General features: G+C 69.3%; 17 protein-coding genes. 14 read left to right on the top strand and 3 right to left on the bottom strand.

Annotated elements, in window-relative coordinates:
• The first annotated feature begins 77 nt into the window (after positions 1–77).
• Together QTI45_RS01655 and QTI45_RS01650 are read left to right on the top strand one after the other, a co-directional pair.
• Positions 78–449: an Hsp20/alpha crystallin family protein gene (locus QTI45_RS01655; RefSeq protein ID WP_286371369.1), complete on the top strand. Its 372-nt coding sequence runs from the start codon at positions 78–80 to the stop codon at positions 447–449.
• Positions 450–676: 227 nt separating this feature from the next.
• On the top strand, positions 677–1,402 hold the full coding sequence (locus QTI45_RS01650) for an alpha/beta hydrolase-fold protein (protein WP_286371368.1): 726 nt from the start codon (positions 677–679) through the stop codon (positions 1,400–1,402).
• Here the strand turns inward: QTI45_RS01650 and tsaD are convergent.
• Positions 1,350–2,399 (bottom strand): tRNA (adenosine(37)-N6)-threonylcarbamoyltransferase complex transferase subunit TsaD, encoded by a 1,050-nt coding sequence (gene tsaD / locus QTI45_RS01645; protein ID WP_286371367.1) that lies wholly within the window; start codon positions 2,397–2,399, stop codon positions 1,350–1,352. The two genes, QTI45_RS01650 and tsaD, sit on opposite strands and share 53 nt — an antisense overlap.
• 87 nt (positions 2,400–2,486) lie before the next feature.
• Between tsaD and QTI45_RS01640 the strand changes: the two genes are divergently transcribed.
• The 4 genes from QTI45_RS01640 to QTI45_RS01625 all read left to right on the top strand — a co-directional run bounded on the left by QTI45_RS01640 (position 2,487) and on the right by QTI45_RS01625 (position 7,077).
• Complete coding sequence (locus QTI45_RS01640) at positions 2,487–3,773, top strand: nitrate regulatory protein (protein WP_286653325.1); 1,287 nt, start codon at positions 2,487–2,489, stop codon at positions 3,771–3,773.
• A gap of 331 nt (positions 3,774–4,104) precedes the next feature.
• Entirely contained in the window at positions 4,105–5,349 is a 1,245-nt protein-coding gene (locus QTI45_RS01635) for a CmpA/NrtA family ABC transporter substrate-binding protein (protein ID WP_286371365.1), read from the top strand.
• A 10-nt stretch (positions 5,350–5,359) separates the two neighbouring features.
• Positions 5,360–6,271, top strand: a complete 912-nt coding sequence (ntrB, locus tag QTI45_RS01630; protein WP_286371364.1) for a nitrate ABC transporter permease — start codon at positions 5,360–5,362, stop codon at positions 6,269–6,271.
• Positions 6,268–7,077, top strand: coding sequence for an ABC transporter ATP-binding protein (locus QTI45_RS01625; protein WP_286653324.1), 810 nt, complete (start codon positions 6,268–6,270; stop codon positions 7,075–7,077). Before ntrB ends, QTI45_RS01625 begins: the two co-directional genes overlap by 4 nt.
• A 27-nt stretch (positions 7,078–7,104) precedes the next feature.
• Here QTI45_RS01625 and QTI45_RS01620 read toward each other — a convergent pair whose 3' ends face one another.
• Positions 7,105–8,373: an ANTAR domain-containing protein gene (locus QTI45_RS01620; protein ID WP_286371362.1), complete on the bottom strand. Its 1,269-nt coding sequence runs from the start codon at positions 8,371–8,373 to the stop codon at positions 7,105–7,107.
• A 254-nt stretch (positions 8,374–8,627) separates the two neighbouring features.
• Between QTI45_RS01620 and QTI45_RS01615 the strand changes: the two genes are divergently transcribed.
• The gene (locus QTI45_RS01615; protein ID WP_286371361.1) at positions 8,628–9,896 is read left to right on the top strand and encodes an MFS transporter; all 1,269 of its coding nucleotides are present in this window, start codon (positions 8,628–8,630) and stop codon (positions 9,894–9,896) included.
• 17 nt (positions 9,897–9,913) lie between these two features.
• Here the strand turns inward: QTI45_RS01615 and QTI45_RS01610 are convergent, their stop codons facing one another.
• On the bottom strand, positions 9,914–11,626 hold the full coding sequence (locus tag QTI45_RS01610; RefSeq protein ID WP_286653323.1) for a bifunctional protein-serine/threonine kinase/phosphatase: 1,713 nt from the start codon (positions 11,624–11,626) through the stop codon (positions 9,914–9,916).
• Between the two features lie 66 nt (positions 11,627–11,692).
• On the opposite strand from QTI45_RS01610, the gene nirB reads away from it, so the two are divergent.
• The 7 genes from nirB (at position 11,693) to rpsU (ending at position 20,773) form a co-directional block, all read left to right on the top strand.
• The gene (nirB, locus tag QTI45_RS01605; RefSeq protein WP_286371359.1) at positions 11,693–14,149 is read left to right on the top strand and encodes a nitrite reductase large subunit NirB; all 2,457 of its coding nucleotides are present in this window, start codon (positions 11,693–11,695) and stop codon (positions 14,147–14,149) included.
• 13 nt (positions 14,150–14,162) lie between these two features.
• Complete coding sequence (nirD, locus tag QTI45_RS01600) at positions 14,163–14,543, top strand: nitrite reductase small subunit NirD (RefSeq protein WP_286371358.1); 381 nt, start codon at positions 14,163–14,165, stop codon at positions 14,541–14,543.
• Between the two features lie 114 nt (positions 14,544–14,657).
• Entirely contained in the window at positions 14,658–17,471 is a 2,814-nt protein-coding gene (locus tag QTI45_RS01595) for a nitrate reductase (protein ID WP_286371357.1), read from the top strand.
• Between the two features lie 24 nt (positions 17,472–17,495).
• Entirely contained in the window at positions 17,496–18,428 is a 933-nt protein-coding gene (gene ybiB, locus QTI45_RS01590) for a DNA-binding protein YbiB (RefSeq protein WP_286371356.1), read from the top strand.
• Complete coding sequence (cobA, locus tag QTI45_RS01585) at positions 18,425–19,213, top strand: uroporphyrinogen-III C-methyltransferase (RefSeq protein ID WP_286371355.1); 789 nt, start codon at positions 18,425–18,427, stop codon at positions 19,211–19,213. The genes ybiB and cobA overlap by 4 nt, the downstream gene beginning before the upstream one ends.
• Positions 19,214–19,223: 10 nt before the next feature.
• Positions 19,224–20,462 (top strand): BaiN/RdsA family NAD(P)/FAD-dependent oxidoreductase, encoded by a 1,239-nt coding sequence (locus QTI45_RS01580; protein ID WP_286371354.1) that lies wholly within the window; start codon positions 19,224–19,226, stop codon positions 20,460–20,462.
• A gap of 98 nt (positions 20,463–20,560) precedes the next feature.
• Entirely contained in the window at positions 20,561–20,773 is a 213-nt protein-coding gene (rpsU, locus tag QTI45_RS01575) for a 30S ribosomal protein S21 (protein WP_007833691.1), read from the top strand.
• Positions 20,774–20,790 lie beyond the last annotated feature (17 nt).

Below are 20,790 nucleotides of genomic sequence, written 5' to 3'. Positions count from 1 at the left end.
GTCTTGTTGAACGCCGCGCAGTGTAAGGGACACACATTCTTGTCCCGGAAGTCATCACTCAGCCCAGGAGTCTCACCATGTTTTTCGCCCCCGCAGTCCGCACCGCCCGCTTCGTTCCGCGCACCTATGACCGCAGCCTCGAGCGCTTCGTCAACCAGGCCTTCTCGGGTGCGCAGCGTTCGCTCAACGTCGAGCAGGACGACAAGACCTGGACCCTCACGCTCGACGTGCCCGGCCTGTCGCGCGACGACCTGACGATCGGCATCGAAGGCGCCGTGGTCCGCATCGAGAGCAAGGCCGAAGCCAAGCGCCAGATCAAGGCCGCCTACGAGCTGCCGCAGGACATCGACGTCGCGGCCAGCGAAGCCAAGCTCGAAAATGGCGTGCTGAGCCTGAAGCTCGGCAAGCTGGTGCCGGTCAGCAACGTCGCGCAACTCGCGATCAACTGATAGAAAACGCTATGCGCCCGGATCGGCCCGGGCGCAATTCCCCCAAATGGCCGGTGCTGTAACTTTCTGTTGCTTTAACAGTCAAGTTTGTAGCTCACAATAAGTGCGAAATTCGTCACGTTCTGTGACGAATTTTTCAATGCTTTCTTCTTAACTAGTGCCCGGAATCGCCGAAATGCGATGGCCGCAGACGGCAGGCACCCGATTGAAGCAACATGAAAACGCACTTGAAGTTCGCGAAAAACGACGTCCGATCCGACACGCTGCTGGTATTCCTTCCGGGTGCTTTCCTGAAGCCGGAGGAGTTCGAGCGCGAGGGTTTCGTGAACGCCGTGCGGGAACGCGAGTTCGAGGCCGACTCCCTGCTGGTCGACGCCGACGTCTCCTACTACTACGACCAGACTTTCATCGAGCGGCTGCATCAGGACGTCTTGCAGCCGCAGCGTGCGGCCGGCTACCGGTCGATCTGGCTGGTGGGCATCTCGATCGGCGGTTTCGGCGCCTTGATCCACGAACTGGCAAGGCCCGGCGCGGTCGACGGCATCGTTGCGCTGGCGCCCTATCTGGGCCGGCGGCCGATCGGCGCCGAGATCCACAAGGCCGGCGGGCTGCGCGCCTGGAAGGCGCCCGAAGGACCGCCGCCGGACGAGGAAGTGGATCGCAAGCTGTGGCCGTGGCTGCAGCAGTACGCCTCGCCGCAGCGCGCAAAGCACCTGCCGCCGCTGTACCTGGGCTTCGGGCTCAGCGACCGTTTCGCCTCCAACCATCAACTGCTGGCCGACGCGCTTCCGCCCGGCCATGTGTTCACCACGGAAGGCGGCCACGACTGGCCGCAATGGTCCAGCCTCTGGCGCAAGATGCTCGATGTGCTGCCGCTGCCTGCGCGGGCCCGGGAAGACCTCAGGCGGCCAGCAGCGACGAGTCCAGCGATGCCAATGGCCATCGCGGCTTGACGTCGAAGGCGTAGCGCTCGGTCGGCGGCTGCACGCCGGCCGCGAGCCGCATCGCCGCCGCCATCGCAATCATCGCGCCGTTGTCGGTGCACAGGTGAAGCTCCGGGTAGTGCACCCGCACGCCCCGCTTCGCGCAGGCCGCATCGAGTTGCTGGCGCAGCATGCGGTTGGCACCCACGCCGCCCGCGACCACGAATCGATCGAGTCCGGTCTGCTCGATGGCCGCCATCGACTTCTTCAACAGCACTTCGACGATCGCTGCCTGCGTCGAGGCCGCGAGATCGGCCTTGCGGGCCTCGAGCTGGTCGCCCAGCTTCCTGGCCTGAGTCAGCACCGCGGTCTTCAGTCCGGCGAAGGAAAAATCCAGGTTGCCGCTGTGCAGCAGCGGCCGCGGCAGCTTGAAGGCCTCGGCGTCGCCCGCCTCCGCCAGCTTGGCGAGCCAGGGACCGCCGGGGTACGGCAGGCCCATCAGCTTGGCGCTCTTGTCGAAGGCCTCGCCGGCGGCATCGTCGATGGTCTCGCCGAGCAGCTCGTAGCGCCCGACCCCCTCGACCTTCATCAGCTGCGTGTGGCCACCCGACACCAGCAGCGCGACGAAGGGGAACTCGGGCGGGTCGGCGCTCAGGAAGGGCGACAGCAGGTGGCCTTCGAGGTGGTGCACGCCGAGCACCGGCTTGCCGATCGCCGCCGCCAGCGCGCAGGCCACGCCGGCGCCGACCAGCAGCGCGCCCGCGAGGCCGGGCCCGCGCGTGTAGGCGACCACGTCGACCTCGGACAGTTGCCGGCCGGCCTCCGCGAACACCGTCTCGGTGAGCGGCAGCACGCGCCGGATGTGGTCCCGGCTCGCGAGCTCGGGCACCACGCCGCCGTAGGCCTGGTGCATGGTGATCTGGCTGTGGAGCGCATGCGCGGCGAGGCGCGGCAAGCCGCCGGCGCCGGCATCGACCAGCGCCACGCCCGTTTCGTCGCAGGAGGATTCGATTCCCAATACAAGCATGAGGGCGAGTGTAGGCGGCGCCAGTCGTCGGGGCACGGATGTTGCTCCAATCCCCTGAAACGGCCTTCGGGCCTCGAGAGCATCACGATGAAATCCGGTTTGAGCTTCCTGGTCGGCGCGCTGCGTTGCGAGATCGACGAGCTGGAGCAGCTCGCGCGCACCAGCGAGCTGGTGGCGACCATCGGCCGGCTGGTGCATGCCCTGCAGCGCGAACGCGGCATTTCGAATGTGCTGCTGGCCTCGCGCGGCCAGCGCTTCGCCCGCCAGCGCGACGAACAGATCGCCGAATGCCGGCAGCTGGAGGAAGCCGTGCGCCTGGCCTTCGATCAGCTCGATGCCGAGGGCCGGGTCGTCGGCAACGGCGCGCGGCTGTTCAGCCGCATCGCCTGGGTGCTGCCGGGGCTGGCCGCCCTGCCCGAGCTGCGCCGGCGCATCGGCGCGCTCGAGCTCGATGCCGGCCGGTCGACCGCGGCCTTCGTCAAGTTGGTCGCCGGCCTGATCACGGTGGTGTTCGAGGCCGCCGACGGCGCGACCGACCCGGAGATCTCGCGCCGGCTGGTGGCGCTGTTCAATTTCATGCAGGGCAAGGAGTTCGCGGGCCAGGAGCGGGCCTGCGGCGCCGCCGCCTTCGCTTCGGGCCGCAACGAGGCGGCGCGCCAGCAGCAGTGGCTGCACCTGATCGCCTCGCAGGAGCATTGCTTCCAGCTATTCACGGAGTTCGCCGCGCCCGGCCTGGCTGAAGCCTGGGGCGCGCTGCAGTCCCCTGCCCAGCTGGCCGAACAGGAGCGGCTGCGCCGCGTCGCCTGCGCTGCGCCGGCCGGCGTGGCGCTCGACAGCGAGCTGAGCCAGGCCTGGTTCGACTGCTGCTCGCGCCGCATCGACGCCATGCAATCGGTCGAGGAGCGACTGGCCGAAGACCTGCGGCAACTGTGCATGCAGAAGACCGCCCAGGCCCGCACCGAGCTGCAGGCCCACGAAGCCCTGCTCGCCAGCCTGCAGGACGACGACGGTGGCACGGCGGACTTCTTTCTCGATGCGGTCGCGGCGACGGACGCAGCGCCCGGCCCGTCCTCGCTGGCTGCCGGCGCGCCTTACGGCCGCCAGCTCGAACGTTCGATCCTCGACATGGTGCAGGAGCAGTCGCGCAGGCTGCAGGCCATGGGCGACGAGCTGGCCACCGTGCGCGCCGCGCTCAACGAGCGCAAGCTGGTGGAGCGCGCCAAGGGCCTGCTGATGGCGCACCGCCGCATCAGCGAGGAAGAGGCCCACAAGATGCTGCGCCAGACGGCGATGAACCAGGGACGGCGGCTGGTCGAGGTCGCCGAATCGGTGCTCGCGATGGCCGAGTACCTGCCTGCCGACAAGGCTTCCTGATGGGTGCGCCGAGCACCCGGAATGGTGCACCGCACAAGCAGGGCAGCGCGCAGGCGTTCATCCCGAAATCCTATCGCTTGCGAGCGCCAGAGCGATGTGGATGCTCCCTTATTGATAGCAATACAAGATTGGCACGCTGCTTGCTTTTCTCCCAGGCATAGACCGACGAAGGTCTTCAGGCAGGCGGCATCCAACGGCGGGTGCCGCTCACCGAACCGGACAAAGGCGTCCTTATCCCGCAGGGGCTCGACTCAGAGCAGCCAGTGCGCGATGAGGACGCCTTTTTTGTTTTGTTTTCCCGATTTCGTTTTTCATTTCCGGAGTACGCCCCATGACCGATGCACTGAAACACCCACTGAGTCGTCGCCGAGTGCTGCAGGCCGCTGCCGCCGGCGTGGTCGGGCTCGACCCCGCGCTGCGCGCCGCCGTCTGGGCCCAGGGCTCGGACAAGCCCGAGAAGGAGGAAGTCAAGATCGGCTTCATCCCGCTCACCGACTGCGCCAGCGTCGTGATGGCTTCGGTGCTCGGCATCGACAAGAAATACGGCGTCAAGATCGTGCCGAGCAAGGAGGCCAGCTGGGCCGGCGTGCGCGACAAGCTGGTCAACGGCGAGCTCGACTTCGCCCATGTGCTGTATGGCCTCGTCTACGGCGTGCACCTGGGCATCGGCGGCCCGAAGAAGGACATGGCGGTGCTGATGACCCTCAACAACAACGGCCAGGCCATCACGCTGTCGAAGAAGCTGGCCGACAAGGGCGCGGTCGACGGCGCATCGCTGGCCAAGGTGATGGGCAAGGAGAAGGCCGAATACACCTTCGCCCAGACCTTCCCCACCGGCACCCACGCGATGTGGCTGTACTACTGGATGGCCGCCAACGGCATCAACCCGCTGAAGGACGCCAAGGTCATCACCGTGCCGCCGCCGCAGATGGTGGCCAACATGCGGGTGGGCAACATGGACGGCTACTGCGTCGGCGAGCCCTGGGGCCAGCGCGCGATCATGGACGGCATCGGCATCACCGCGATCACCACCCAGGACATCTGGAAGGACCACCCGGAGAAGGTGCTCGGCACCACCGGCGACTTCGTGAAGAAGTATCCGAACACGGCGCGCGCCGTGACCGCCGCGATCATCGAGGCCGGCAAGTGGATCGACACCGGCCTGCAGAACAAGAACAAGATGGCCGAGACCATCGCCGACAAGAGCTACGTCAACACCAGCGTGGACGCGATCAACCAGCGCATCCTGGGCCGCTACACCAACGGCCTCGGCAAGAACTGGGACGACCCCAACCACATGAAGTTCTACGGCGACGGCGCGGTCACCTACCCGTACCTGTCGGACGGCATGTGGTTCCTCACGCAGCACAAGCGCTGGGGCCTGCTGAAGGAGCACCCGGACTACCTGCAGGTGGCCACGCAGATCAACCAGCTCGACATCTACAAGCAGGCCGCCGCCGCCACCAAGACGCCGGTTCCGAAGGACACGATGCGCAGCAGCAAGCTGTTCGACGGCGTGGTCTGGGACGGCAAGAACCCGAAGCAGTACGCCGAGTCGTTCAAGGTCAACGCCTGAGGAGCCCGCCATGGTCAGTGCAGTCTTCCACTCCCCCATCGAGGCCAAACCGGCGATGCCGGCCGCCAAGGCCCATCCCCAGGCCGCGCGGCCGGCAGCCGCGCCGGCCGCGGTCGAACCGGCGCCGCGCGTGCCGCGCGATTTCCGCGCCGTGTGGCTGCGCGTGCTGCCGCCGGTGCTCGGCTTCGCGCTGCTGGTGCTGGTCTGGGAACTGGTGGCGCTCAAGAGCACCACCGGCTTCCCCTCGCCGCTCGCGACCTGGCAGCAGGCGCTCTCGGTGTTCAGCGATCCGTTCTACAGCAAGGGTCCGAACGACCAGGGCGTGGGCTGGAACGTGCTCTCGTCGCTGCAGCGCGTGGCGCTGGGCTTCGGCCTGGCGGCCGCGGTCGGCATCCCGGCCGGCTTCGCGATCGGGCGCTTCGAGTTCCTGTCGCGGATGTTCAATCCGCTGATCAGCCTGCTGCGGCCGGTGTCGCCGCTGGCCTGGCTGCCGATCGGCCTGCTGGTGTTCAAGGGCGCCAACCCGGCCGCCATCTGGACCATCTTCATCTGCTCGATCTGGCCGATGATCATCAACACCGCGGTCGGCGTGCAGCGCGTGCCGAGCGACTACATGAACGTCGCCCGCGTGCTGAACCTCAGCGAATGGAAGATCTTCACCAAGATCCTGTTCCCCGCCGTGCTGCCCTACATGCTGACCGGCGTGCGGCTGGCGGTCGGCACCGCCTGGCTGGTGATCGTCGCGGCCGAGATGCTGACCGGCGGCGTCGGCATCGGCTTCTGGGTCTGGGACGAGTGGAACAACCTCAACGTCGCCAACATCATCATCGCGATCTTCGTCATCGGCATCGTCGGCCTGGTGCTCGAGTTCGCGCTCGTCAGGATCGCCACCGCGTTCACGTTCGAAGAGGTGAAGTCATGAATGATGACAACAAGTACATCAGCATCGAAGGCGTCGAACAGCGCTTCAAGACCGCCAAGGGCAGCTTCCTGGCGCTGCGCGAGGTGAACCTGAACGTCGCCAAGGGCGAGTTCATCACGCTGATCGGCCACTCGGGCTGCGGCAAGTCGACGCTGCTGAACCTGATCGCCGGCCTGACCACGCCGACGCAGGGCGTGCTGTTGTGCGCCAACCGCGAGATCAGGGGCCCGGGGCCGGAGCGCGCGGTGGTGTTCCAGAACCACTCGCTGCTGCCCTGGCTGACCTGCTACGAGAACGTCTACCTGGCGGTCGAGCGGGTGTTCGCGGCGACCGAGAGCAAGTCGCAGCTCAAGGCCCGCACCGAGGCGGCGCTGGCGCTGGTGGGCCTCACGCCGGCGGCGCAGAAGCGGCCCGGCGAGATCTCGGGCGGCATGAAGCAGCGCGTGGGCATCGCGCGCGCGCTGTCGATGGAACCCAAGGTGCTGCTGATGGACGAGCCCTTCGGCGCCCTCGATGCGCTGACCCGCGCCAAGCTGCAGGACGAGTTGCTCGCGATCGTGCAGAAGACCCGCAGCACGGTGGTCATGGTGACGCACGACGTCGACGAGGCGGTGCTGCTGTCGGACCGCATCGTGATGCTGACCAACGGCCCGGCAGCCACCATCGGCGAGGTGCTGGCGGTCGACATCCCGCGGCCGCGCAACCGCGTCGAGCTGGCCGAGGACCCGGTCTACGTGCACGCCCGCAAGGCCGTGATCGATTTTCTCTACACGCGCCAGGCGCACGTGGAGAAGTCCGCGGCTTGAAGCACGGCCTGCGTCGCGCATCGGGAGTCAGGACATGATGACCTGCAGGCTGTGTTCGTACGAGGCGGTGAGGCGCTCGAAGGTGTCGACCAGCGCATCGCTGGCGCGCACCAGCGAGGCACGGCCCTCGGCGCTGTCGAGGCCGCGCACGCCGCCCATCAGGTGCAGCCATTCGTCGCGCGCGATCGCCAGCGCGGCCCGGATCTCGGGCGAACTCAGCGGCGCCGCCTCGAGCTCGCGCAGCGCTGCCTCGAACTCGTCCATGGTGGCCGCCAGGCGCTGCTGCGAGTCGGCCGACGGCAGCATCGAGGCCAGCAGCGCATCCTTGGCCAGCCGCTGGGCCCGCATGCGCTGCCGGCCGCAGATGTTGACGATGCGCAGCGCCCGGCGGGCGCCGGAAGCTTCGAGCGTCTCGGTCAGCACCTCGGCAGCGGCCAGCAGGGCTTCGGCCCGGGCATCGATCGCGGCCAGCGCCGCCGGCCGCGCCGACAGTGCCTTCTCCAGGTCCTGCCATGCACTGCGAACCCGGGCCAGGGCTGCATTGCCGGCCTGGCCCAGCGCCAGGGTCGCCAGATGATCGAGGTTGTGCTGCACCCGCTCTGCGGACTGCGTGCGCAGCACCCGCGCGCGCCGCGCGTCGATGCCGGCCAGGCCTTGCGCGGCCACCCGCACCAGCCGCTGCGACAGCATGCGAAGCTGGCCGGCGCGATTGATCGCATCGGCCCACTGCGCGGCCTCGAGCACCGAGCGCGAGACCTCGCCGAGCCGCAGGTTGGCATGCATCGCAGCGCCGCGCAGCAGGCCGAAGGCCTGGTCCTCGTCGATGCCGCGCGCCGACATCAGCAGCCCCTTGGCGCGATCGATCCACTTGCGCTCGTCCAGGCGGGTGCGAAAAGCCTCCAGTTCGGTGCGCAGCGCGGCCTCGCGCTGCCAGCGCGCGCGGGCCCGGGCCAGCAACGCATCGAGCGACGGCGCATCGAGCGCATCCATGGGCGCCCAGGCATGCACGCCCAGCGCCACCAGTCGGGCGTGCGTGTCGGCATCGAGCGGCCCGCTGGCCAGGCTCAGCGCGCACGGCGGCGCGCCGGCCCAGGTCTGCAGCGCCTCGAGGAGCGATCCGGGCACCGGAACGGGCTGCCACAGAAGCACCTGTGGTGCTGCAGAAATCTCGACCTGGCGCACCAGATCGCTGCAGGGGATCGCGTCGATGCCGCGGCCGGCCAGCGCGCGCGTCAGCTCGGCGGGCAGCGCAGCCCCGGCGTGTTCAGGGGGAAGAACGACGAGAAGAGAGGTCACGGCAAAGTCTGGAGAGTGACGCAAAGCATAGGCGAGGCGGGCCTCAAGTTACTGGCACGTCTTTTGCGTCGTTTAGGGCGCGGTGTAACGAAGCACCGCATTGGTGAAGCGGCAGGTTCCTCGCCGCTCTCCGGCAGCGCCACGGCCGGAGCCACCCGTCAGGCCGCCGGCTTGCGCCGCTGCCACATCTCCCCAACCCCGTCCGACGACACGGCCTGCTCCCGGCCGGGCCGCGGCATTTCGCATTGACCGCCATGTCCAGCTTCAAGACGTTTCTGCAATCAGGCCACGGCCCGACGCTGTTCTCGGCCTTCCTGTACTTCTCGTTCTCGTGCTGCATCTGGGTGCTCAACGGCGCCATGGCGCCTTTCATCGGCGAGACCTTCGACCTCTCGCCGGCGCAGAAGGGGCTGATGCTGTCGGTGCCGATCATCGCCGGCGCGCTGATGCGCTTTCCGCTCGGCATCCTGTCGCAGTACATCGGCCGCAAGAACGCGACGCTGGTCGAGATGGGCCTGATCGCGGTGGCGATGCTGTTCGGCTTCTTCTTCGTGAAGAGCTTCAACGACCTGCTCGCGATGGGCGTGCTGCTGGGCATCGCGGGCGCCAGCTTCGGCGTCGCGCTGTCGCTGGGCTCGGGCTGGTTCCCGCCGCAGCACAAGGGCCTGGCGATGGGCCTGGTGGGCGCCGGCAACGTCGGCACCGCGGTGTCGGTGCTGGTGGCGCCGCCGCTGGCGCAATGGCTGGGCTGGCAGGCGGTGTACGGCGTCGCCGCCGGCGCGATCCTGCTGCCGATGGTCGTGATGATCGTGTTCGCCAAGGAGCCGCCGGACATCGACAGCCACGCCAGCTTCCGCGAGCACATCGCCTGCCTGTTCGAGAAGGACGGCTGGGTCTTCAGCCTGATCTACGGCGTGACCTTCGGCGGCTTCATCGGCCTCACCACCTTTCTGCCGTCCTACTACTACGACCAGTTCGGCGTGAGCAAGGTGCAGGCCGGCCAGCTGACCATGCTGGCCGCCTTCATGGGCGCCGCGGTGCGCATCGTCGGCGGCTGGATCTCCGACCGCTGGGGCGGCGTCAACACGCTGACCCTGGTGCTCACCGTGGTGGCCGTCGGCCTGGTGCTGGTGGGCATCTCGTCGTCGTCGCTGGTGCTCACGACGCTGCTGCTGATCGTCTGCTTCGCGGCCCTCGGCGCGGGCAACGGCGCCCTGTTCCAGCTGGTGCCGCTGCGCTGGCCGGCCAGCACCGCGGTGGCGGGCTCGATGATCGGCGAAATCGGCGCGCTTGGCGGCGGCCTGGTGCCCAATGCGATGGGCCTGTCCAAGCAGTACCTCGGCAGCTACACCTGGGGCTTCGTCTTCTTCGCGCTGCTGTCGGTGGTGATGCTCGGCGTGATGCGCGTGATGCAGATCCGCTGGACCCGCACCTGGGCCGAGAAAGGCGGGCGCGCGCGGGTCGCGGGCGCCCCCGCGGCGGCGAAGTACGTCGCCCCGCGCAAGACGGCGCGCCAGCGCTGAAGAGGCAAGCCATCATGTCAACGGGGCAGGAACAGCAGCCACAGCACGAGCAGTGCGTTGAAGAGCAGCGAAACGGCCAGCGCGATCTTGACCAGGGCGGCCGGATCGCGGCGGATCAGCGGCGTGTGGCCGGGCGGACCGACGGGACGCGAGGCCCCGCGCTCGAGCGCCAGCAGCAGTTCCTCGGCGGTCTCGAAGCGAAGCCGAGGATCGCGCGCCACCGCCTTGCACACCAGGTGGTCGAGCCAGACCGGCACGTCGGGCCGGATGCGCGACAGCGCTCCCGGATCGCGCCGGTAGCGCGCCAGCTGGTAGGGCTCGATCTCGCCGTAGGGCAGGCGTCCCGCCAGCCATTGGTAGAGCGTGACGCCGAGCGCGAACAGGTCGCTGCCCGCATCGGCTCCGGCGCCCTCCCATTGCTCGGGATTGATGTAGCTCGGCGTGCCGGCATGCAGCTCGCGCTGTGCCGTGCCCTCGCGGCCGGACAGCGCGACGCCGAGGTCGAGGATGCGCCAGCGGCCGTCATCGCCCAGGTGCAGGTTGCCGGGCTTGATGTCGCGATGCACCACGCCATGCCGGTGCAGCCGCCCCAGGGCCTTGGCGACCGCGATGGCCGCGGCGACCGCCTCGGCCGCGCTGCCGCGCGGGCCGGACTTCTGCAGCTGCTCGAGCGTGCGGCCGCCATGCCAGTCGAACACGATGTAGAGCGCGCTGGCGTTCTCGGCGCGTTCGTGCACGCGCACGAAGCCGCTGTCGGCACGCGTGCTGACGCGCAGCCCCAGCCAGGCCTCGTGCGCCAGCATGGCGCGCTCTTCAGGGTCGCCGGCGCGCGAGGGATGCAGCGTCTTGATCGCGACCAGTTCTCGCGTCACGGGGTGGCGCGCCTGGTAGAGCAGATGCACGCCGGTGTCGGCGACCCGCGCCGTGATGGTGTAGCCGTCGAGCGTGTCGCCCACCTTCAGCGCCGGCGGCGGTGCCAGACGGCGGACGTCGCCGAGCTCGTCGTCGAGCTGGCGCGCGTCGAGGCCGATCACGCGGATCACCAGCGCGGTGGCGTTGTCGCGCGTGCCGGCGGCGAGCGCCGCCCGCACCAGCGCCTCGCTGCCTTCGCGCGCCGTGCCCTGGAGCGCGAAGCGCGCCAGCTGCTGCGCCTTGAGCACGCCATGCACGCCGTCGGAAGTGAGCACGAAACAGTCGCCGACGCGCACGTCGCCCTGCGCGTAGTCGACCCGGACCTGGTCGTCGAGGCCGATCGCGCGGGTCAGCCGGCTGCGCAGGTCGGGGTGCTCGAAGGCGTGGTCCTGGGTCAGTGCCGCGGCCGGCTCGTCGTCGTCCCGCACGCGCCAGCCGCGGGTATCGCCGACATGGGCCAGCGTGTAGCTCTGGCCATGCAGCACCAGCGCGGTCAGCGTGGTGAGCGCGGTGCCGCCGCCGCCCTGCCGGCGCCGGTTGTGGTCGGCCAGCCAGGCGTTCTGGGCGCCGATGAGGCGGTCCAGCGCGGCGGTCGGTTCCCAGGTGTCGGGGGTCGCGAAGTAGTCGGCCAGGAGGCCCATGACGGTGGTCTGCGCGGCCTCCAGTCCGCGGCCGCCGGTGGACACGCCGTCGGCGATGGCGGCGATCAAGCCGCGCGCCTCGTCGCCGGCAGGCGCACGCACGGTGCCGGCGAAATCCTCGTTGACCTCGCGCGGCCCGCGCTGGCTGCTGTAGCCGATGTCCACTTCAAAGCTCATGGCGCGATTCTCCACGCGCATCGCGAGCCGCTCCGCCTGATTTGATTCCACGAAAGGTCCAGCCCCATGAAGAAGATGAAACTCGTGATGGTCGGCAACGGCATGGCCGGCGTGCGCACGCTCGAAGAGCTGCTGAAGATCGAACCCGATCTCTACGAGATCACCGTGTTCGGCGCCGAGCCGCATCCCAACTACAACCGGATCCTGCTGTCGCCGGTGCTGGCCGGCGAGCAGACGGTGGACGAGATCGTGCTCAACAGCTGGGAGTGGTACACCGAGAACCACATCACGCTGCACGCCGGCAAGAAGGTGGTCGAGATCGACCGCGTGAAGCGCGTGGTGCGCGCCGATGACGGCACCGAGGCCGCGTACGACCGGCTGCTGCTGTGCACCGGCTCCAACCCCTTCATGCTGCCGGTGCCCGGCCGCGACCTGAAAGGCGTGATCGCCTACCGCGACATCGCCGACACCGACTACATGATCGAGACCGCGCGCACGCACAAGAACGCGGTGGTGATCGGCGGCGGCCTGCTGGGCCTGGAAGCGGCCAACGGCCTGATGCTGCGCGGCATGACCGTGACCGTGGTCCACGTGATGCCCTGGCTGATGGAGCGCCAGCTGGACGACGTGGCGGGCAAGCTGCTGCAGAAGTCGCTGGAAGACCGTGGACTGAAGTTCATGATGGGCGCGCAGACGCAGGAGCTGGTCGGCGGACCCGAGGGCCGGGTCAGCGCGATCCGCTTCAAGGACGGCACCGAAGTGGCGGCCGACCTGGTGGTGATGGCGGTCGGCATCCGGCCCAACACCGAGCTGGCCGAGCGCGCCCGGCTGCACGTCAACCGCGGCATCGTGGTGAGCGACACGATGCAGACCGTGACCGACGCCCGGATCTATTCGGTCGGCGAGTGCGCGGCGCACCGCGGCATCGCCTACGGCCTGGTGGCGCCGCTGTTCGAGCAGGCCAAGGTGGCGGCCAACCACCTGGCGCAGTTCGGCATCGGCCGCTACCTCGGCTCGCTGACTTCGACCAAGCTCAAGGTGACGGGCATCGACCTGTTCTCGGCCGGCGAGTTCATGGGCGGCGAAGGCACGGAAGAGATCGTGATGAGCGACCCCTTCGGCGGCGTCTACAAGAAGCTGGTGATCAAGGACGACAAGCTGGTCGGCGCCTGCCTCTACGGCGACACGGTCGACGGCAGCTGGTACTTCAAGCTGTTGCGCGACGGCCGCAGCGTGCACGACATCCGCGACAAGCTGATGTTCGGCGAGTCGAACATCGGCGACACCGGGCACGAAGGCCACAGCAAGGCCGCCACGATGCCCGACGACGCCGAGGTCTGCGGCTGCAACGGCGTCAACAAGGGCACCATCTGCAAGGCGATCAAGGACAAGGGCCTGTTCACGCTGGAGGAAGTCAAGAAGCACACCAAGGCCAGCGCCTCCTGCGGCTCGTGCACCGGGCTGGTCGAGCAGATCCTGATGTTCACCGCCGGTGGCGACTACTCCGCGACGCCGAAGAAGAAGGCGATCTGCGGCTGCACCGACGTCAGCCACCAGGACGTGCGCGACGCGATCCGCAGGGACCACTACCTCACGCACGACGAGGTGTACCGCAACCTCGGCTGGCGCACGCCCAACGGCTGCGCGAGCTGCCGTCCGGCGATCAACTACTACCTGATCTCGACCTGGCCCAAGGAGGCGAAGGACGATCCGCAGAGCCGCTTCATCAACGAGCGCAGCCACGCCAACATCCAGAAGGACGGCACCTACTCGGTGATCCCGCGCATGTGGGGCGGCCACACCACGCCCGACGAGCTGCGGCGCATCGCGGACGCGGCCGACAAGTACAAGATCCCCACCGTCAAGGTCACGGGCGGCCAGCGCATCGACCTGCTGGGCGTGAAGAAGGAAGACCTGGAGAACGTCTGGAAGGACATCGGCATGCCCTCGGGCTTTGCCTATGCCAAGTCGCTGCGCACCGTGAAGACCTGCGTCGGCAGCGAGTGGTGCCGCTTCGGCACCCAGGACTCGACGCAGATGGGCAAGGACCTCGAACGCGCGCTCTGGGCGATGTATTCGCCGCACAAGGTCAAGCTGGCGGTCTCGGGCTGCCCGCGCAACTGCGCCGAATCGGGCATCAAGGACGTCGGCGTGATCGGCGTCGACTCGGGCTGGGAGATCTACATCGGCGGCAATGGCGGCATCAAGACCGAGGTGGCGCACTTCCTGGTCAAGGTGAAGAGCGCCGAGGAGGTGATGGAGTACGCCGGCGCCTTCCTGCAGCTCTACCGTGAGGAAGGCTGGTATCTCGAGCGCACGGTGCACTACATCGGCCGCGCCGGGCTCGACCATGTCAAGAAGAAGATCCTCGAGGACGCCGAGGGCCGCAAGGCCCTGTGGGAGCGGCTGCAGTTCGCGCTCGACGGCGAGCCCGATCCGTGGTTCGAGTCGAGCCAGGCAGCGGTCGACGTCCGCCAGTTCACGCCGGTGGCGGTGGTCGCCGCGCCTGCGCAAACCGTTTGAGGAGCACACCGCCATGAGCCAATGGAAACCCATCTGCCGCGTCGAGGACATTCCGGTGCTGGGCGCGCGCCGCGTGGCCCGGCCCGCGGGCGTCGATGTCGCGGTGTTCCGCAACGCCGACAACCAGGTCTTCGCGCTGCTCGACCGCTGCCCGCACAAGGGCGGCCCGCTGAGCCAGGGCATCGTCTTCGGCACCAGCGTGGCCTGCCCGCTGCACAACTGGACGATCGGACTCGACGACGGCTGCGCGAAGTCGCCCGACGAGGGCTGCACGCCGCGCTTCGCGGTCAAGGTGGCGGATGGCGTGGTGCACCTCGACAGCGAGGAACTGGCGAACCACGCCACCGATCTCGTGCGGCCGGTGGCCGGCCCGAAGCGGTCGGTCACAGCTTGAACTCAGGAACACCATGAACGAAACACGCTCCACCTGCCCGTACTGCGATCTCGCCGCTGGTGCGGCGAATCGCTTTGCGAGCAACGGAAAACTCCGCAATAGGGGCTTGGCATCGTGAAGCAAACACGCTCCACCTGCCCCTATTGCGGAGTGGGTTGCGGCGTGATCATCGAATCCGATGGCGCGCAGATCACGGGTGTTCGCGGCGATCCCGACCATCCGGCCAACTTCGGCCGCCTGTGCACCAAGGGCTCGACCCTGCACCTCACGGCCAGCGCCGCGGTCACGGTGCAGACGCGCCTCTTGCGGCCCATGCAGCGCGCCACGCGAGGCTCGGCGCCCGAGCCGATCGGCTGGGACGGCGCGCTCGACCTCGCGGTCGAGAAGTTCGCCCAGGTGATCCGCGACCACGGGCCGGACGCCGTGGGCTTCTATGTCTCGGGCCAGCTGCTGACCGAGGACTACTACGTCTTCAACAAGCTGGCCAAGGGCCTGATCGGCACCAACAACATCGACACCAACTCGCGCCTGTGCATGAGCAGCGCGGTGGCCGGCTACAAGAAGACGCTGGGCGCCGACGCGCCGCCGGCCTGCTATGACGACCTCAAGTCCGCCGACTGCCTGTTCATCGTCGGCAGCAACACGGCCTGGGCGCACCCGATCCTGTTCCGGCGCATCGAGGACGCCAAGGCCGCCAACCCGGCGCTGAAGATCATCGTGGCCGACCCGCGCCGCACCGACACGGTCGAGATCGCCGACCTGTTCCTGCCCATCCAGCCCGGCACCGACGTCATGCTGTTCAACGGCATGCTGCACCTGATGCTGTGGGAAGGCTGGACCGACGCCCGCTACATCGCCGAGCACACCAGCGGCTTCGACGCGCTCAAGGCCACGGTGCGCGACTGCACGCCCGAGCGCGTGGCGCAGGTCTGCGGCATCGCCCAGGACGACCTGCTGCAGGCCGCGCGCCTGTTCGCGACCTCCGCGGCCACATTGAGCCTGTACTGCCAGGGCCTCAACCAGTCCTCCTCCGGCACCGCCAAGAATGCCGCGCTGATCAACCTGCACCTGGCGACGGCGCAGATCGGCAAGCCCGGGGCCGGCCCGTTCTCGCTCACCGGTCAGCCCAACGCGATGGGCGGCCGCGAGGTCGGCGGGCTGGCCAACCTGCTGTCGGCGCACCGCGATCTCGCGAACCCCGAGCACCGCGCCGAAGTTGCCGCCCTGTGGGGCGTGCCGGAGGTCCCCGAAAAGCCCGGCAAGACCGCGGTCGAGATGTTCCAGGCCGCCGCCGACGGCGAGATCCGCGCGCTGTGGATCGCCTGCACCAATCCGGCGCAATCGATGCCGGACCAGGCCACCGTGCGCCGCGCGCTCGAGCGCTGCGAGTTCGTGGTGGTGCAGGAGGCTTTCTCGACCACCTCGACCTGCGACTTCGCCGACCTCTTGCTGCCGGCCACCACCTGGGGCGAGAAGGAAGGCACGGTCACCAACAGCGAGCGCCGCATCTCCCGGGTGCGCCCGGCCGTGCCGGCGCCGGGCCAGACCCGCGACGACTGGGCGATCGGCGTGGCCTTCGCGCGCAAGCTCGAGGCCCGGCTCGCGCGCCCCGCCAACCCGAGCACGCTGTTCCCCTACGGCAATGCCGAATCGGTCTGGAACGAGCACCGCGAAAGCACCCGCGGCCGCGACCTCGACATCACCGGCATGAGCTACGCGATGCTGGAGGCGGCGCCGCAGCAATGGCCGCTGCGCGAGGGCGAGACCACGGGCCTCGCACGGCTCTATGAAGACGGCGTGTTCCCGACGCCGGACGGCCGCGCCCGCTTCGTCGACACGGTCTACAAGCCGGTGGCCGAGGCCCGCGAGGCCCGCTATCCCTTCTCCCTCAACACCGGCCGGCTGCGCGACCAGTGGCATGGCATGAGCCGCACCGGCACGCTGGGCCGGCTGTTCGGCCACGTGGCCGAGCCGAGCGTGCAGATGCATCCGCAGGACATGGCGCGCCGCCAGTTGGCGGAAGGCGACCTGGTGCACGTGACTTCGCGCCGCGGCTCGATCGTGCTGCCGCTGGCTGCCAGCGCGGAAGTCGGCCTGTCGCAGGCTTTCATCGCGATGCACTGGGGCGGCGAGTACCTGAGCGGCAGCTCGAGCACCGGCGAGCGGCTGGCGGGCATCAACGCGCTCACCACGCCGAGCTACTGCCCCGACTCGAAGCAGCCCGAACTCAAGCACGCGGCGGTCAAGATCCTCAAGGCCGAGCTGCCCTGGTCGCTGCTCGCCGCCGCCTGGCTGCCGCAGGATGCGGCGCTGGGCGTCGCCAGCGAGCTGCGCGGCCTGATGCAGACCTTTCCTTTCGCCAGCTGCGTGCCCTTCGGGACCGGCGGCGCACTCGAAGGCGGCGGCGCCGAGCGTACCGGCATCCTGTTTCGCGCCGCAGCCTACGAGGCCCCGCCCGACGCCGTGCTGGCCCGCATCGAGGCCCTGCTGGCGCTGGGCGGCATCGACACCCTGCGCTACGCCGATGTCCGGCGCGGCCAGCGGCGCGCCGTGCGCCTGGTGCGCGACGGCGAGGAGGCCCGGCTCGAGGGCTTCCTGCTCGGCGGCGACACCCGCGCCGAGGCCTGGATCAAGGCCCTGCTCCAGGACCGCCTGCCGGCCCAGGCCTACGGCCGCCAGCTGCTGCGCCCCGGCGCCGCCGCACCGGTCGGGGTGGCGGCGCGCGGCAAGGTGATCTGCAGCTGCTTCGGCATCACGCAGACCGCCATCGAGGCGCAGCTGGCGACCGGCTCGGGCGACGAGGCTGAGCGCCTGGCCTCGCTGCAGGGTGCGCTCAAATGCGGCACCAACTGCGGTTCCTGCCTGCCCGAGCTCAAGCGGATGGTGCGCGCGGTCGCAGTGCATAAGCACACTGCCCAACCGGCATAAGGCATGCGGGACAATCCGGCACCCATGGGAATCAGTCACTACATCAAGGAAATCGGCCGCGGCGCGCGCGGTGCGAAGCCGCTCGCGCGCGAGCAGGCCTCGGACCTGTTCGGCCAGGTGCTCGACGGCAGCATCTCCGACCTCGAGATGGGCGCCTTCTGCCTGGCGATGCGCATCAAGGGCGAGACGCCCGAGGAGCTGGCCGGCTTCCTCGACGCCACCCACGCCCGGCTGGCCCGCTTCCCAGCCACCGACCGGCCGCTGGTGGTGCTGCCGAGCTACAACGGCGCCCGCCGACTGCCGGTGCTGACGCCGCTGCTGGCGCTGCTGCTGGCGCGCGAGGGCCTGCCGGTGCTGGTGCACGGCGCCGCCACCGAGTCGGCCCGGGTGCTGGCCTCCAGCGTGCTGGCCGCGCTCGACGTGCCGGCGCTGGCGGCGATCCGCCCGATCGCCGGCGGCGAGGCCGTGTTCGCGCCCACCGCGCTGCTGAGCCCCGGGCTCAAGCGCCTGCTCGACGTGCGCCGCGTGGTCGGCCTGCGCAATCCCGGCCACAGCGTGGTCAAGCTGATGCAGCCCGGCCTGGGCGACTGCGTGGTGGTCGGCAGCTACACCCACCCCGAATACGCACGCTCGATGGCCGCCACCTTCGAGCTGACCGGCATGACCGCCCTGCTCTCGCGCGGCCTCGAGGGCGAGAGCGCGGCCGACCCGCGCCGCACCGCGCAGGTCGACGGCTTCGTGCGCGGCGAGCGCATCGCGCTGCAGGCGCAACAGCCCGGCACCCAGGCCGAGGTGCCCGGCCTGCCGGCCGAGATCGACGTCGACACCACGGCCCTCTATACGCGGCAGGTGCTGGCCGGCGAACTGCCCGTGCCGGGCGCCATCGCCCAGCAGGTCGGCCACATCCTTCAACTGGCGCAGCGCGCCCAAGAAACGCAACCCGCGGAGACCCCATGACCCCCCCTTCACTCCAAGGCAGCTGCACCCTGGTCGGCGCCGGCCCCGGCGACCCCGAACTGCTGACGCTCAAGGCGGTCAAGGCGATCCAGGCCGCGACCGTGCTGCTGGTCGACGACCTGGTCAATGACGAGATCCTGGCCTATGCGCGCCCCGGCGCCCGCATCGTCCACGTCGGCAAGCGCGGCGGCTGCCGCAGCACGCCGCAAGCCTTCATCGAGCGGCTCATGATCACGGCGGTGCAGGAAGGCGAGACCGTGGTGCGCCTCAAAGGCGGCGATCCCTTCATCTTCGGCCGCGGCGGCGAGGAGGTCGAGCATCTGCGCGAGGCCGGCATCGAGGTCCGGGTGGTCAACGGCATCACGGCCGGGCTGGCCGCGGTCACGGCGCTGGGCGTGCCGCTGACCCATCGCGACCATGCGCAGGGCGTGGTGTTCGTCACCGGCCATGCAAAGACCGGCTACGCCGCCGGCGAGCACCCGACCGACTGGCGGCAGCTGGCCGCCACCGCGCGCGACGCCCGCCTGACGCTGGTGATCTACATGGGCGTCGCCGGCGTCGCCCACATCCAGGACGAGCTGCTGCACGGCCTGTCCGGCGACACCCCGGTCGCCGTGATCCAGCACGCCAGCCTGCCGCAGCAGCGCCATATCGCGACCACGCTGGCGCGGCTGCGCGCCGACATCGCGAGCGCGGCCATGGCCAGCCCGTCGGTGATCGTGGTCGGCGACGTGCTGCGCGGCCTGGCCGCGGCCGGCCTGCCCTCGACCCGCTTCGGCACATGAGCCAGATTTCTTGAACCCCTTCGACGTCGTCGTCATCGGCGCCGGTGCCGCCGGCCTCTTCTGCGCCGGCCTGGCGGGCCAGCGCGGCCTGAAGGTGCTGCTGCTCGACCACGGCGAGCGCATCGCCGAGAAGATCCGCATCTCGGGCGGCGGCCGCGCCAATTTCACCAACCGCGACCTCGACGTGCGCGCGCCGCAGCGCCACTTCATCGGCGACAACCCGAACTTCTGCCGCTCGGCGCTGTCGCGCTACACGCCGCAGCAGTTCATCGCGCTGGTGCAGCGCCACGGCATCGCCTTCCACGAGAAGCACAAGGGCCAGCTGTTCTGCGACGGCCCCTCGCAGCAGATCATCGACATGCTGCTGGCCGAATGCGCCGCCGGCGGCGTGACGCACTGGCAGCCCTGCGGCGTCGGCGAGATCGCCTGGTCGGCCGAGGGCGGCTACGAGATCCAGACCCGCCGCGGCGCGGTGCGCTCGCCCCGGCTCGTGATCGCCACCGGCGGCCTTTCGATCCCGCAGATCGGCGCCAGCGACTTCGGCTACCGCATCGCCGCCCAGTTCGGCCTGCGCGTGGTCGCACCGCGGCCGGCGCTGGTGCCGCTGACTTTCGGCGGCGAGGCCTGGGAGCCCTACGCGGGCCTGGCCGGGCTCGCGCTGCCGGTGCAGATCGAGACCGGCAGCAAGAAGGAGCGCATGACCTTCCACGAAGACCTGCTGTTCACCCACCGCGGACTGTCGGGGCCGGCGGTGCTGCAGATCTCGAGCTACTGGAAGCCCGGCGCGCCGCTGACCCTCGACTTCGCCCCCGGCACCGACGTCGCGGCCGCGCTCTCCGAGGCCAAGCAGCGCTCCCGCAAGCGGATCGGCAATGAGCTGGCGGCCTGGGTCCCGTCCCGGCTGGCCGACGCCTGGGTCGGGCAGGACGCCGCCCTGCAGCGCCCGATCAACGAAGCCGCCGACCGGGCGCTGGCCGGCCTGGCGGAGCGCATCGCGCGCTGGCAGATCACGCCCAGCGGCACGGAGGGCTACAAGAAGGCCGAAGTGACGGCCGGCGGCGTCGACACCCGCGACCTGTCGTCGCAGACGCTGGAATCGAAGCAGCCCGGGCTCTACTTCATCGGCGAAGTGGTGGACGTCACCGGCTGGCTGGGCGGCTACAACTTCCAGTGGGCCTGGGCCAGTGCCCACGCCTGTGCACAGGCACTGGCACCGGAAGCCAAAGCTGACGCTATAATGTCGGGCTAACTTCGGCCTCCCCTCAACGGCCCACCCCTTTTTCAGTTGAGGAACCCCGGCCCGGGGCCTCGATCTCCCCAGGCCAAATTGAACCAACCGATCCTTCAATGACCACCATCCGCGTAAAAGAAAACGAGCCTTTCGACGTTGCACTGCGCCGCTTCAAGCGCACCATCGAAAAGCTCGGCCTGCTGACCGACCTGCGTGCCCGCGAGTTCTACGAGAAGCCGACTGCCGAGCGCAAGCGCAAGAAGGCTGCGGCCGTCAAGCGCCACTACAAGCGCGTGCGCAGCATGCAGCTCCCGAAGAAGCTGTACTAAGCACTTCGCAGCGTTGG

Origin of the sequence: Variovorax saccharolyticus, from assembly GCF_030316765.1 — a bacterium.
GTDB lineage: Bacteria > Pseudomonadota > Gammaproteobacteria > Burkholderiales > Burkholderiaceae_C > Variovorax > Variovorax saccharolyticus.
The sequence above is the reverse complement of the archived record's forward strand: the minus strand, read 5'-3'. Positions and strand labels throughout refer to the sequence as shown.

What these genes read in the sequence shown, in the direction of transcription:
- QTI45_RS01655 (WP_286371369.1), top strand. Translation starts at nt 78, where the DNA reads ATGTTTTTCGCCCCCGCAGTCCGCACCGCCCGCTTCGTTCCGCGCACC.
- tsaD (WP_286371367.1), bottom strand. Translation starts at nt 2,399, where the DNA reads ATGCTTGTATTGGGAATCGAATCCTCCTGCGACGAAACGGGCGTGGCG.
- QTI45_RS01640 (WP_286653325.1), top strand. Translation starts at nt 2,487, where the DNA reads ATGAAATCCGGTTTGAGCTTCCTGGTCGGCGCGCTGCGTTGCGAGATC.
- QTI45_RS01635 (WP_286371365.1), top strand. Translation starts at nt 4,105, where the DNA reads ATGACCGATGCACTGAAACACCCACTGAGTCGTCGCCGAGTGCTGCAG.
- ntrB (WP_286371364.1), top strand. Translation starts at nt 5,360, where the DNA reads ATGGTCAGTGCAGTCTTCCACTCCCCCATCGAGGCCAAACCGGCGATG.
- QTI45_RS01625 (WP_286653324.1), top strand. Translation starts at nt 6,268, where the DNA reads ATGAATGATGACAACAAGTACATCAGCATCGAAGGCGTCGAACAGCGC.
- QTI45_RS01615 (WP_286371361.1), top strand. Translation starts at nt 8,628, where the DNA reads ATGTCCAGCTTCAAGACGTTTCTGCAATCAGGCCACGGCCCGACGCTG.
- QTI45_RS01610 (WP_286653323.1), bottom strand. Translation starts at nt 11,626, where the DNA reads ATGAGCTTTGAAGTGGACATCGGCTACAGCAGCCAGCGCGGGCCGCGC.
- nirB (WP_286371359.1), top strand. Translation starts at nt 11,693, where the DNA reads ATGAAGAAGATGAAACTCGTGATGGTCGGCAACGGCATGGCCGGCGTG.
- nirD (WP_286371358.1), top strand. Translation starts at nt 14,163, where the DNA reads ATGAGCCAATGGAAACCCATCTGCCGCGTCGAGGACATTCCGGTGCTG.
- ybiB (WP_286371356.1), top strand. Translation starts at nt 17,496, where the DNA reads ATGGGAATCAGTCACTACATCAAGGAAATCGGCCGCGGCGCGCGCGGT.
- cobA (WP_286371355.1), top strand. Translation starts at nt 18,425, where the DNA reads ATGACCCCCCCTTCACTCCAAGGCAGCTGCACCCTGGTCGGCGCCGGC.
- rpsU (WP_007833691.1), top strand. Translation starts at nt 20,561, where the DNA reads ATGACCACCATCCGCGTAAAAGAAAACGAGCCTTTCGACGTTGCACTG.